At 59.1% G+C, this 13149-nt stretch carries 8 protein-coding genes; 1 reads left to right on the top strand and 7 read right to left on the bottom strand.

Annotated elements, in window-relative coordinates; translation table 11 throughout:
* The 3 genes from ACILSE_RS13640 to ACILSE_RS13650 form a co-directional block, all read right to left on the bottom strand.
* Positions 1-1899: a potassium transporter Kup gene (locus ACILSE_RS13640; RefSeq protein WP_395717957.1), complete on the bottom strand. Its 1899-nt coding sequence runs from the start codon at positions 1897-1899 to the stop codon at positions 1-3.
* 124 nt (positions 1900-2023) lie between these two features.
* Complete coding sequence (locus ACILSE_RS13645) at positions 2024-4123, bottom strand: LamG-like jellyroll fold domain-containing protein (protein ID WP_395717958.1); 2100 nt, start codon at positions 4121-4123, stop codon at positions 2024-2026.
* Positions 4124-4163: 40 nt separating this feature from the next.
* Positions 4164-4949, bottom strand: coding sequence for a sialate O-acetylesterase (locus ACILSE_RS13650; protein WP_395717959.1), 786 nt, complete (start codon positions 4947-4949; stop codon positions 4164-4166).
* 546 nt (positions 4950-5495) lie between these two features.
* Between ACILSE_RS13650 and ACILSE_RS13655 the strand changes: the two genes are divergently transcribed.
* The gene (locus tag ACILSE_RS13655; protein WP_395717960.1) at positions 5496-6386 is read left to right on the top strand and encodes a lipocalin family protein; all 891 of its coding nucleotides are present in this window, start codon (positions 5496-5498) and stop codon (positions 6384-6386) included.
* On the opposite strand, the gene ACILSE_RS13660 is transcribed toward ACILSE_RS13655, so the two are convergent.
* From ACILSE_RS13660 to ACILSE_RS13675, 4 genes are all read right to left on the bottom strand, one after another.
* Positions 6383-7099 carry a hypothetical protein gene (locus ACILSE_RS13660; protein ID WP_395717961.1) on the bottom strand — a complete coding sequence of 239 codons (717 nt, stop codon included), beginning with the start codon at positions 7097-7099 and terminating at the stop codon, positions 6383-6385. The two genes, ACILSE_RS13655 and ACILSE_RS13660, sit on opposite strands and share 4 nt — an antisense overlap.
* A 63-nt stretch (positions 7100-7162) precedes the next feature.
* On the bottom strand, positions 7163-10000 hold the full coding sequence (gene ileS / locus ACILSE_RS13665) for an isoleucine--tRNA ligase (RefSeq protein ID WP_395717962.1): 2838 nt from the start codon (positions 9998-10000) through the stop codon (positions 7163-7165).
* Between the two features lie 137 nt (positions 10001-10137).
* Positions 10138-11577, bottom strand: a complete 1440-nt coding sequence (gene dnaA, locus ACILSE_RS13670; protein WP_395717963.1) for a chromosomal replication initiator protein DnaA — start codon at positions 11575-11577, stop codon at positions 10138-10140.
* Positions 11578-11915: 338 nt separating this feature from the next.
* Complete coding sequence (locus tag ACILSE_RS13675; RefSeq protein WP_395717964.1) at positions 11916-12965, bottom strand: DUF3500 domain-containing protein; 1050 nt, start codon at positions 12963-12965, stop codon at positions 11916-11918.
* Positions 12966-13149: the final 184 nt, after the last annotated feature.

Raw genomic sequence — 13149 nt, forward strand, 5'->3', positions numbered from 1 at the left:
TCAAACCTCGAGCTGAATGCCAAGCTCGATGACCTGCCGCGGCGGAAGGTCGAAGTAGCCGGTGGCGGGGCGGGAGATGCGGGAGAGGAGGACGAAGAGCTTTTTGCGCCATTCGGCCATCTTGCCGGGGCCATTGGTGAGGAGCACCTCGCGGCTTTGGTAGAAGGTGATGGCGTTGCGCTTGACCTTGCCCTTGGTTTCGAGCGCGTCGCAGAGGTCTTCAAACACATTCGGTGACTCGGAGAAGCCATAGCGCAGGACGACACGGAAAAAGTCGTCGTGGAACTCCTCGATCTCGAAGCGCTCGGCATCGGCGACGTGGGGTTTTTCCTCGAAGCGCACGGTGAGTAGCACCACCTGCTTGTGCAGGGCTTTGTTGTGCTTCAAATGATGCAGCAGGGCGAGCGGCAGTCCTTCGGCGGAGGCGGACATGAAGACCGCCGTGCCGGGAACACGGATGATGCGGTCTTTTTTGATCTCATCGACGAGGAAGCTCACTGGCAGGCGTCCGCGCAGCATGGCTTGATAGAGGATGCCGCGGCCATCCATCCAGGTCTTCATGATGATCCACATGCAAAGCCCGACCACGAGGGGGAACCATGCGCCGGCAAAGAATTTCAGCAGGCTGCCGGAGACATAGCCGAGCTCAAAGACTAGAAAGATGCAGACGGGCAGCGCGGCCTTCCACACCGGCCACTTCCACACATGGCTGGCCACGAGAAAGAATAGGATGCTGGTGAAGGTCATGTCCAGCGCCACGGACAGGCCGTAGGCGGCGGCGAGGTTGGTGGATGACTTGAAATTGAACACCAAGGCCAGGCAGGCGAACATGAGCAGGAAATTCACCTGCGGCATGTAGATCTGGCCGCGCACGTCGGGATTGGTGTGGATGATCTTCAGGCGCGGCAGGTAGCCAAGCTGCACCGCCTGCTGGGTGAGCGAGTAAACACCGGTGATCATGGCCTGCGATGCGATGATCGTGGCCGCCGTCGCCAGCAGGATGACCGGGATCAGCGCCGGCTTCGGCACGAGGCTGAAAAAGTGGTGATAGTCCGGCTTGAGAGAGGCATTCACGTCGGAAAGCACGAGCGCGCCCTGGCCGAGGTAGTTCAGCATCAGCGCGGGCAGGACGATGACGAACCAGCTCCGGACCAGCGGAGGCCGGCCGAAATGGCCGATGTCCGCATACATAGCCTCGCAGCCGGTCACGGCCAGCAGGACGAGGCCCATGAGCACGAAGCTTTCATGACCGTGATGCAGCAGAAAGTTCACGCCATGATGCGGCAGCAAGGCGGAGAAGACGCCCGGATACGCGCTGATGTTGATGACGCCGAGAATGGCCAGCGTGATGAACCACAGCACCATGATCGGTCCGAAGGCCACGCCGATGCGAGCCGTGCCGTTCTTCTGCACGAGAAACAGGCCGAAGATGATCGCGGCGGAGATCGGGACGACGTAGTTCGCCAGTCCGGTGCCGAGCTGGGCGTCCAGCAGCGCCAGACCTTCCACCGCTGAGAGCACCGAGATGGCCGGGGTGATCATCCCATCGCCATAGAGAAGGCAGGCGCCGAAAATGCCGCCCAGCACGACGCCAGCGGTTGTTTGCGGCGTGAATTTCTTCGCGGAGCGGAACAAGGTCAGCAGTGCAAACATCCCGCCCTCGCCCTGATTCGTCGCACGCGTGATGAAGCCCAGGTATTTGAAGCAAACCATCACGATGAGCGACCAGAACATCAGTGAAAGCGGTCCCAGCACGTCCAACGGCACGCCTGCATGCGGCTTGGCGTGATTGAGGCTTTCCCGCAGCGCGTAGAGCGGACTGGTGCCGATGTCCCCGAAAACCACACCCAAGGCCACGAGGGCCAGGGTCCAACTGTTTGAGTTCTTGTGTTCTGACATGAAGAGTCTTCGGGAGTTTCCCAAAGCCCTGTTTATTTGAGGGACTGACGCTGTTAGCCAGCGGGGAGGGGGATGCAAGGGACAGTTCGGCGCAACGGCCTGTGTGAATGAACAGCCTTTCAGCTCATTTCATCCCTAGTTGGGCGATCTCCGCCTCACTCAGGCTGCGCTCAAACAAAGCGACCTCATCCAGCCGCCCCTCCCAGTTCGAGTCGTTGTCACTGCGGCCGCCGAAGAAATATTCCCCTGACGGCTGGAAGGGATCGACAACACTCTCGGCCTGGAGTTCGAGGGAGCCGTTGAGGTAAACACGCACCTTGCTCCCGTCGCGGACGAGGACCACATGCTGCCACTGCCAGCGCGGAATCTCGGTTTTGCCCGCGACGATGCCTTGGGTGTTCGTGCCTGAGAAGAAGATCAATTTCCCGGTGTTCCCGCTCTTTCCGCCGATGCCGAGGTGATCGCCCTGACGGCTGAGGCCGTGGTCATGACCGTGGGAGAACAACCAGCCGCTCGTGTCACGGCCGTCATTGGGCATGCCGTTCCAGAACCAGAGTGAAATCGAGTAATGATCGGGGTAGCCGACGGAGCGCGACCGGATGCGCGCGCCGACGAGATGGGGAGCGCGGTTGACATTTCCGTTGGCGCAAAAGGCTTCCGATTTCGGCCCCTCAAGGTAGTAAGCCACATCGCGCTCATAAACGGCATCGCGCCCATGCCCGGTCGCATCCGCGGCCACAGGTCCGGTGAATTCGTTCAAGCGCCAGTAAGCGGCCGGTTTCAGCGCCAGCACAGCCTTCGCCGCTTCGCCGTCACTGAGTTTCCATTGCTGACGTGGCTTGTCGGCGACCTTTTCGAGCATCTCGATGGCTGCGGCGGTGATCTTCGGTTCCGCGTTCACCTCCAGGCCGGCGGAACGTGCCGTCCAGGTGTTGTAGCCGCCCCAGGCGTGCATTTCCGGCGGCGGGATGTAGCCGTCGCCGCCGTTGGCAAGTTCGATGACCATGTTGTGGGGCAGGGGACTGGCGGCTTTGATCTTCAGGCCGGTGATCGCATAGGTTTCGTTTGGCGTGGTGGCGATGCCGATGTCGCCGAGGCGCAGCGCCTGCACCACGATCTCCGTCTGCTGCCGCTCGTGCAGAATGATCTGCTCGCGCGCATACACCTCTGTCGGTGTTTTGGGCAGACGATCTCCCATCTCGGCGACGATGCGTTGCGCCCATTCGAGGCGCTGCTTGTCCGGCACGCGGTATTTCAAAGTCATGCGTTTCTCCGCCATCGCGATCACCGGCTCGTCGCTGTATTTGATGCCCGCATAGGCCTTCATGGCGATGTCCAGCAGTCCGTTCGTGTATTCGTCGATCGTCGGCTTCGGGCGGTCCTTCTCAGGAACCGTGTAATCCACACGATAAATGTCCCCGCTGCATCCATGCGACATGATGCCGACCATCTGGCCTTCCGGGTCGATGCGCTGCTTCAATCCTTCCGAGAACAGCCCGAAGTAGTCGGCACTGATGTCCTTGTCGCCGAAGTAGTGCATCGAGAAGTTCGCCAGCACCGCTAGTGGTTTGCCCTCCTTCGTTTGAATCGAGATCAGCGAGAGGTCCGGGTCTTCCGGCCCGGATTCGCCCACCGCTTCATCCCAGTTGCGACCGGCATGCATGTTCGCCCGAACGGACAGGTTGCCAAAGGGATCTTCCACCAGCTTGTCTGGTCGCCGAATCCACTGCCGCAGCGCGGTGAACTCCGCCGCGTTCGCTTTGGCAAAGCCGAGCCGTGCGGGCTTCATCGCCGCCTGCGCCGCCGCGATGGCCTCCACGAGCTTTTCCTTCAAGAACGGCACGTAATTCGGATCCGCGTCCGTTCCGAGGCATCCCATCGACGCCGGAGCCGAGTGCGCATGCGTGGCCGAGATCAGCATGTGATCCGTCGCGATGCCGGTCTTCGCCGCGGCAATCTTCTTTGCCTCGTCGAGCACCTCGCGGCTCATCATGCAACTGTCCGCCACCACGATGGCGACCTGCTCTTTCCCGTCCGTCGCCACGATGGCCCGTGCGTTCACCCGCGTGTTGATCTTGTCCACATAGCGGCTCAGCATCCCGCCGTTCACCAGCACCGGGAGTTTCGGCGGTGTGATGTCGATGACCGCCGCACCGGCTTTGAACTCCGCGTGCAGCGATGGAATGACGAGCAAAAAGGCGAGCGGGAGAAGCCGGTGAATCATGGTTCGTTTCATACGAGCCAAACTCGACCGCTTTTCCGCCTCACCTCGCCATCTTCCAATAAGCCTCGGCGTAGCGTTTGCCGAGTTCGCGGAACGAAGGCGAGTCGAAGTGAATCTTGTCGCCTTTGTGCTTGAGACCTTCGGCGCTGACAAAAGCGGTGTTCGGCACCTTCTTCACCAAGTCCTGATGCGCCTTGTCCACGATGATCATTTCAGGCTTCCACGGCACATCGTCGAATTTTCCCATCTGCCCGGCGATGAACGGGACCTGGGGCGCATCGACCAGTTCCCGCAGGCGTTTCACCAGATCGTGCAGCTTCGCCTCATAAGCCGTCGCCAGATTCGGCAGGCTGTCCGACTCGCCTTGATGCCACAGGATGCCTTTCAACGTGCCTGCGGGCAGGGCCGTCTTCGCACGCTTCACCATGTCGTCCCACGGATGGCTTTTCGTCGCCGGATAAAACACGCCGGGCTTCCAAGTGTCGATGGGCGATCCGCCGACCGCGCATGGAATCAGGCCGATCGTCACGCCTGGATTCGCATCCGCGATGATCTGGCCAAAAGTCTTGCCGAGCCCCACACCAGCCGAGGGTTTGTCGAAATGCATCGGATCCACCGCCGGCACCCACCGGGCCTCTTTGCTCAGCATGAGCACACGTGCATGCGGCGTCTTGTCCTGCGCCTCTACCACGCCGCGTCCCGCCATGTTCGATTGTCCGACGAGCAGGAAGAGCCAGAACTTGTCCTTCGCGGGCGGCGAAACCTCCTGCGCGGAGGTGAGGGTGGTCAGGAGAAGGGCGCTGAGGAGAAACAGAGGGCGAATCATGGCGGGAGATTGAAAAACGTGTGCTCGCCGCGGTTGTTGCCAGCAGGGCTGCGAATCCTTCAGCGCATGGCGCTTGCAATGGCTGGGCAATGGTTGCGCGCGCTTCATCGCCGCCCCTTCGAGTTGGAACCATCCTCCCAAAACTCGATCCAAGGGCAGACACGTTTGCTCCACCTTTGGGGTCACACCGGGGTCGGATTTGGCAAATCCGGTGCGGGCATGACGTCGCACCGGGCTGAAAACCTCGATCGACAGACCCATGGCTCGGATTGGAGGGGCCTACGGAACACGCGGAAGGCTCGGAAAGGCTCTCTGACGGCCCTCACTCGATCCGTGAGGCGATTCACAGGCGTGAGACTTCAGGCTTCCGTTTGTTCCGCGTGTTCCGTAGGCGGTCATCTGCGGCCATCGGGCGTCCGGGAACGCCGTGCGGGAAGAAGAGGCGCGAGCGATGGTGACTGGAGAGACGGGGATGAAGGCTCCTGAGTGCCCATGGCAAGGTGGGTGAGTTGTCAGCCAGCTGCCAGATGGCCTAGTTTCCCGTGGGTGGGCCTTGTCGCCTGCCTTCGCGGGTCATGGGTTTCGGAAGGGCTTGAGACCCGATTCGATGGCGGAAGCGGCTGTGCCAGCCAGTGCTCAATTTTCCTCGTTGAAAAGGGTTGTGGATTGCGAAGACTCCCCGAAACAAGAAATCTTAAAATGAATTTATTACGCACTATTACTGCACTGATTGCTTCACTTATCGTTACAGGTTGCGGAGGTGGTAGCGATGATATGGTGGGCACTTGGAGCCGTACAAGCATTATCAGAAATCAAGACAACCAAGCTGAGGCGGGCAAGTACGACGCCACACTCTCGATTTTCGGTGATGGCACTTTTGTGTCATCCGGCCGTGTATTTATAAACGGCCAATCGCCCGACCAAGGAGACATGACCCACGGGACTTGGGAGTTTAACGACGGGACATTGATTTTGGATTTTGCTAACGATGAGCCAACCACCAAACTGATTTACAATCCGAGTTCAAAGACTCTGATGAATAATCCTCACAGTAGTGATTTGGGTTCGTTTAGCCTTCAATCCGAACTCCATGAAAAAAATCTCGCTGCAATATCTGCTCTCACTGGAGAATGGGAGGGGGATGACAATGGACACAAATTGACCTTCGTGTTTGACGATCATAATCAGCTTAATCTGATTGAGGGAAATAAGCTGCTGGCGTTTTCATTCCACGCACATTTTTGCACACCTTTCGGTATGCTTGAAACAATCGGAAAGGATGAGCTCAAAAATCCAGGGAGGGATTTTTATCTCGCCGAATTCATAGCTCCTGACAGATTGAGGATCGGAAGACGGAATAGAGACCGCACGATCAAATACATATCATGGGATTATGTCGACAAGGCTCTGATTCTTAAAAAAGTGGTCAAGAATTAGGCGGGGAAACCTGATTGACTGTTTGCTTGCGGCACAATCTTGTTCGCAAGGCGTTCGTAGAGCTTAAAGAATGCTTCCACATACTCATCTTTGTGTGCAGCCGCGCCAAAATGACGAACAGCCTTCTGGCTGAGAAGCTCGCCCAGACGATAGCCCTGAGATAATTTCCCTGATGTTGGCATCAGGTATGAGATCGCGACTTCTTTGAAGTCTGCCTTGCATTTCTCTGAGTTGTGGGCAGCTCGGTTTCGTAGTTTTGCCGCTTCCAGCAATCGTGCCATGTTGGCGTGCAGACACTGATATGTGCCCGCGTTCACAAAGAAGAAACTCGCTTGTGACAAGGTCCACTTAGGATCTGCAAACTTCAGGTAATGCGAGCTACTGTCGTAATCAGGCTTCTGAGATATGATTTGATAGCTATGGCCGATGTTCTTGGCTTTTCCAGCAGACAAAACGACTGGCGCACCTGATGACGCTTGTGCTCCAGCCAAGTAGCGAACAAAAGTTTCTTCAAGAAATGACTCCCATTCTGACACAACCCCGAGGAATGCCAGTTCAACCACTCGATACACTTGTTTAATATGTAGCGATCGCTGTTGTTTGCTGGTGTCGATCGCTGCAAGCGGGCGCACAGCTTCCACCAGTTTTCGTGCACTCTGGATATCTTTTTTGAAGTTAGTAAGTATTTGGCTAAGTGTTATGGCCTTGGGCATGTCCTGGGAGGATCGAGTTTACCATTGAAAGCGGAGGTTATCTCCAGTCTAGGTTGTAGATAATCACCCCACCGCCTCCACGCAGCGGCCGCACAGCGTCGGGTGGGCGGCGTGGGTGCCGACGTCGGGGAGGAGGCGCCAGCAGCGTTCGCATTTGGGGTTGGTGCAGACTTCGACGGTCGCGGCGAGGGCGGGGCCGCGGGTGAGGTGGAGGTCGCTGAGAATGAAGAATTCCTGCAGCGCGGGCACATCGGCGAAGATGGTGTGGCCGAAGCCGACCTCGGGGAGGGTGAGCTTGACGGTGGCTTCGAGGTTGGAGCCGATTTGCTTGGCCTGACGCGCGGCCTCGATGGCCTGCTGGATGACGGCGCGGGCTTTGAGGAGGTCTTCGACGGCGGGGAGGGTGGAGGAGTCGGAGGAAGAGTCGGAGTCGGAGTCGGACACGCTAAAGCGTGAACAACGTACGTCGGGGAAGGCCTGTAGGTGGACGCTGTCGGTGTGGCCGAGGAATTCCCAGGTCTCGTCGGCGGTGTAGGCGAGGATCGGGGCGAGGAGCTTGACCAAGGTCTCGGTGACTTCGCGGATGGCGGCCTGGGTGGCGCGGCGGCGGGGGCTGTTGGCGGCGTCGCAGTAGAGGCGGTCCTTGGTGATGTCGATGTAGAGCGCGGAGAGATCGCCGGAGACGAACTGGGTGATGGTGCTGACGACCTTGCGGAAGTCGTAGGCGGCGTAACCGGCAAGGCACTCGGTGGTGACGGCGTGCAGACGCTCGAGGATCCAGCGGTCGATGAGGGTGTAGTCCGCAGATTTCACAGATTTCTCAGATTGGTTTTTTGAATCTGAATCTGCGGAATCTGCGCCATCTGTGGATTTGGGGGCATCGTGCAGGTTGCCCAGCAGGACGCGGAAGGTGTTGCGGATGCGGCGGTAGGATTCGCCGGTTTGTTGGAAGAGTTCTTCGCTGAAGGGGACGTCGTTTTGGTAATCGACGCTGGCGGCCCAGAGGCGGACCATGTCGCCGCCGTATTTGTTGTAGTAGTGGTCGGCGGTCATGGGCTTGGCGGCTTTGTCGCTGCCCTGGTCGCTCTTGCTGATCTTTTTGCCGCTGGTATCGACGACGAAGCCATTGGTGATGACGGTCTTATACGGCGCGGTGCCGCGCACGGCGACGCTGACCATGAGGCTGCTCTGGAACCAGCCGCGATGCTGATCGGTGCCCTCGATATAGACATCGGCGGGGCAGGACAGCTCGGGATGACGATCCAAAACGGCGACGGAGGAGCTGCCGGAGTCGATCCACACATCGAGCGTGTCTTTGCAGCGCTTGCTGCCTTCGGGGAGGCCCACGAGGTCGCTCCAGAAGGCGTCGTCTTTTTCAAACCAGAGGTTCGTGCCGTGCTTCTCGACGGCATCGGCGACCTTGTGCGCGATGGCGGGGTCCATGATGGCTTCGCCCTTGGCATCGTAGAAAACGGGAAGCGGCACGCCCCAGGTGCGCTGGCGGCTGATGCACCAGTCCGGGCGGCTCTCGACGGTGCCGTAAATGCGATTCCGGCCCCAGGCGGGCAGCCAGTTCACGGTGTCGATGGCCTTCAAGGCCTCGGCGCGGAAGTCGCTGATGCGGATGAAGAACTGCTCGACAGCGCGGAAGATGATGGGCGTCTTGGAGCGCCAGCAGTGCGGGTATTGATGCACATACTTCTCATTGCCGAGCAGGGCACCTTTGCCCTCGAGGATGGCGATGATGCCTTCGTTGCTCTTGAACACATGCTGGCCGACGAATTCGGGCAGTCCGCACTCGGCGGTGAAGCATCCGGCGTCATCGACGGGGCTGAGCACCTCGAGGCCGTTTTGCTTGCCCGCGACGTAGTCATCCGCGCCGTGGCCGGGGGCCATGTGGACGGCGCCGGTGCCAGTGTCGTCGGTGACGAAGAGCGCATTGATGATCTTTGACGTGCGCGGGAGGAAGGGATGCTGCGCTTCGGCACCATTGAGCAGGCTGCCTTTGAACTTCTCCGGCGCATGTACGGGATCGAGCACGTAGCCGGTTTCGTTCTGAAAGGCCTCGAGGCGCGAGGTGGCGATGATGAGCTTGAGGCTGTGGCCCTTGGCCGCGTTCGTGAACGTGCCGCTCACATAATCAAAGTTCGGGTGCAGGGCGATGCCGAGGTTCGCGGGCAGCGTCCATGGCGTGGTGGTCCAGATGACGAGGTTGGCACCTTCAAGGCCGGGCGGTGGATTTTTCAGTGCAAAGGCCACGTAGATCGCCGGAGAGGTCTTCTCCTTGTATTCGACTTCCGCCTCCGCGAGCGCGGTCTGAGCCCCGAAGCTCCACAAAACGGGGCGCTTGCTGCGATAGACGAGGCCTTTCTCGACGAACTTCGCGAATGTGCGCATGATGTCGGCCTCGTAAGCAGGCGCGAGGGTGAGATACGGATTCTCCCAGTCGCCGAAGACGCCGAGGCGCTTGAAGGACTGGCGCTGGATGTCGATGAACTTGCGGGCGTAGGCCTCCGAACGCGTGCGGATCTCCGCTGGAGCGAGGTCTTTGGCCTCTTTGACCACTTTGAACTCGATGGGCAGCCCGTGGCAGTCCCAGCCGGGGATGTAGGGCGCGTGAAAGCCCGCCATGGTCTTTGATTTGATGATGAGGTCCTTCAGCACCTTGTTCAGCGCGGTGCCCATGTGCACATCGCCATTCGCGAAGGGCGGGCCGTCATGCAGGATGAACTTCGGCTTGCCCGCCATCTGCTTCATGATGCGCTGGTAGAGGCCACCAGCCTCCCACTTCGCAAGACGCTGCGGCTCGCGGGCCACGAGATCGGCTTTCATTGGAAAGTCGGTCTTCGGGGTGCGGACGGTGTCTTTGTAGTTCTTCTTGGGGGCAGTGTCGGCGCTCATGGATGGGAAAAGGAGCGCGGAGGGTAGCCAGCACCCGACACGGGGCAAGGAGAGAGGGAAACATCCAAGCATGACATTCCCAGGCATCCCTGCCCATAGCCTTCACCGAGAAACTGCCCTGACCCGAGGTCTGGAAATCAACCCTCGCGGATTTTTCCGGCAAGGTTATCGAGCGTGCGTTTGAAGTCGTTCGAACCGTTGACGAGGTTGGTGATGACCTTGCAGGCGTGAATGACGGTGCCGTGGTCGCGGCCGCCGAACTCGTCGCCGATCTGGACCAGCGGCAGCTTGGTGAGCGTGCGCGTGAGGAACATGGCGACCTGACGGGCCTCGGCGATGTTTTTGGGGCGACGCGGACCGGTGAGATCGCTCACGCGGAGGTCGTAGTGCGTGGCGACGATGCGCTGCACACGGTCCACGGTGACGGCCTTCGACTGGTCCTCGTCGATCACGTCGTGCAGGAGGGTGGCGAGCGCTGACTCGGTCGTCACCGCGCCTTCGAGCGAGACATGGGCGGCGACGCGCATGAGCGCGCCTTCGAGCTTGCGAACGTTGGCGCGGATGCGCTGGGCCATGAATTCCAGGATCCAGGCGTCGAGGGAGACGTTGAAGTCGTTTTGCTTGCGCCGCAGGATGGCGATGCGGGTTTCAAAGTCCGGAACCTGGATTTGAGTGGCAAGCCCCCACTCGAAGCGTGAGACGAGGCGGCTTTCGAGATTCTTGATCTCGCTCGGCGGACGGTCGCTGGCGAGGACGATCTGCTTCGCGTTGTTGAAGAGCTCGTTGAAGGTGTGGAAGAACTCCTCCTGCGTGCTGTCCTTCCCCTCGAAGAAATGCACGTCGTCGATCAGCAGGACATCGACCTTGCGGTATTTCTGGCGGAACTGGGTAAAGGTCTGCTTCTTGATGGCATCCACGAACTCGTTTGTGAACTGCTCGGAGGTGACGTAGCGCACGTTCGCGCGCGGTTTGCGTGCCAGCACCTCCTGGCCGATGGCCTGCATGAGGTGTGTCTTGCCCAAACCGGTGGCACCGTAAAAGAACAGAGGATTGTAGATGCGGCCCGGCTTTTCCGCCACCGCACGGGCGACAGCGACGGAATAGCTGCTGTTCGTTCCGGCCACGTAGCTGTCGAAGTTGAACTTGGCGTTCAATCCGGCGTCACTGAAGTAACGAATGGGCTCCTGGCTGCCGGCATTCACGCGCGCGGCCTTGATTTCAGGCACGGGGGCAAAAGATGGCGGAGTGGGAGCGGGTTCGGAAGCGACGTGATACTCGATGACAGCGGGGGCACCCGTGACCTCGGCCACGGCGTCGGCGACAGCGCCGCTGTGATTGCTCTCGATCCAGAGCTGATGAATCGGATTCGGCACGGTGATGACAAACCTGCCATCATCCGCAAGGCGCGCGGAGGTTCCGCTGAAACAGCGTTGAAAATTGTCCGCGCCAAGACGCTTCACCAAAACTTCGCACACGCGGTCCCAGATCGTGGGCGCGAGCGTGAGAAGTCCGTCATGCGCATGCTGAGTTGATCCATTGAGAGAGCTGTGATTCGTGTGTTCATCGTTACGCGCCATGATGAGTTTCTCCGGGAAAATGAAGTCGAAAAAGGGTTGGGAAGCTGTGTCAAAAAGAGCATCCGACGTGTTGTTGAGGCAGCGTTGATTCTCTTTTTAAAATGACGGTGCTTTGTATGTCGAAATCGTCACGAGTCACAAGCTCTTCTTCGATATATTTTTTGAATTTTTCACGCAATGCGTAAAAAAATTTGAAATGAGTTTGCGCGCCTCAGTGGAAGATGCTCACAAGCAAGCGTGAACAAGCTGTGAACAGATTGCGAAGAGCTGTGCGCAATGTTTTTCAGGCATGCCAATTGCTCATGCCGTTCTGGCAGATCAATGCTGTTGCAAGCTGATCAGTGCGCCTGCTTCAAATGCTCGCCGAGCAGGTCACGACCAAAATCACCGTCGAAACTGCGCCAGACGCTGTGGACGTGGTTGGCGTCATTCTGGGTGTTGTCATACTCGATGAGAAAGGTTTTGCCCTGCACTCTATAATAGTGTGGTTCGCCGCGCTCCTTGCCGCCCGCCCAGGCAAAATGCACAGGGCCGCTCTTTTGAATTTCCGCGCGCGCCTCGTCGGCGATTTCAGGACGAAGCCGGGTGAGGTATTCATCAATCAAGCGCGCCAGCATGGCCTTCTGCTTGTCATTGAGCTCGGAATCCGCGAGTCCGGCGGGCGAGAGGGGGCTGACCTTGCGTTCGGCGGCGGTGATCATCTCCTTCGGTGCTTCCGCGGCGACGAGCGCGGTCTTGAACTGCTCCGGCGTGAGGGATTTGACCAGTTCACGGCCCAGTTCTTCCTCAACCGCGAGCACGCGCAAGCCGGTGAGCGGTCCTTGGCGGATCTCGCCGGGATTGGTGCCCATGAAAGCTGGCGTGGCCCGCAGAAGCTGGCCGTCCTTGATCGTGAAATTCAACGCGAGGTGGTGTCCTTCCACGCGCCAGCCCCAGGCGCCCTTGTCCGCCGGCTCGCCAAAGATGGAGAAGTAATACTTTTCCGGGTCGCGCTTTTCACGCGTGGCGGCGCGCTTGGATTCGTCCGCCCCTTCGATCTGATACAGCACCTCTTCGAGACTCATGATGGTGACAGCCTTGGCGGAACCACGGAAGCTCAGCCCCGTGTTCAGCAAGGCATGGGCGAGCAGTCGTTGCTGAGGCGTCATCTCCTTCATGGGCAGGCCCTTCCGCTCACGCGGGATGAAATGCCAGTTTTCACGCTCCTCCGCGCTGAATTCAAAGCTGGCCTTCGCCTTCTGCGCGGGATCAAGCGCGGCGAGGAAGACTTTGGCGATGGCCGACATCTGCGTGCCCGCATCATGGGCCGCTGCGTGGCGAGGTAAGGAAATGGCGCAAATGATGCTGATGCAGGCGAGAAGGGCGGAAAGGCGTGGGGAGGAGTTCATGAAGGTCAATTCGATGCGATTGGGCGGCGGGACAAGTCGAACGCGGCACATGGATGAAGTTTGTCATCGAGCATCATCATTTTTCATCCGGCTAACGCCGGGACATTGACACTTTCCTGCGTGCAGTTGTAGTCTGGATATTATCGAAAAAAATATCTCGCCAATTTCACCCGCCTAGCAGACA

It is taken from the genome of Prosthecobacter sp., assembly GCF_044236155.1.
Lineage (GTDB): Bacteria > Verrucomicrobiota > Verrucomicrobiia > Verrucomicrobiales > Verrucomicrobiaceae > Prosthecobacter.

Bases quoted from the DNA above. Each gene is read 5' to 3' on its own strand.
- dnaA (WP_395717963.1), bottom strand. From the start codon at position 11,577: ATGGCGCGTAACGATGAACACACGAATCACAGCTCTCTCAATGGATCA.
- ACILSE_RS13660 (WP_395717961.1), bottom strand. From the start codon at position 7,099: ATGCCCAAGGCCATAACACTTAGCCAAATACTTACTAACTTCAAAAAA.
- ACILSE_RS13650 (WP_395717959.1), bottom strand. From the start codon at position 4,949: ATGATTCGCCCTCTGTTTCTCCTCAGCGCCCTTCTCCTGACCACCCTC.
- ACILSE_RS13645 (WP_395717958.1), bottom strand. From the start codon at position 4,123: ATGATTCACCGGCTTCTCCCGCTCGCCTTTTTGCTCGTCATTCCATCG.
- ileS (WP_395717962.1), bottom strand. From the start codon at position 10,000: ATGAGCGCCGACACTGCCCCCAAGAAGAACTACAAAGACACCGTCCGC.
- ACILSE_RS13675 (WP_395717964.1), bottom strand. From the start codon at position 12,965: ATGAACTCCTCCCCACGCCTTTCCGCCCTTCTCGCCTGCATCAGCATC.
- ACILSE_RS13640 (WP_395717957.1), bottom strand. From the start codon at position 1,899: ATGTCAGAACACAAGAACTCAAACAGTTGGACCCTGGCCCTCGTGGCC.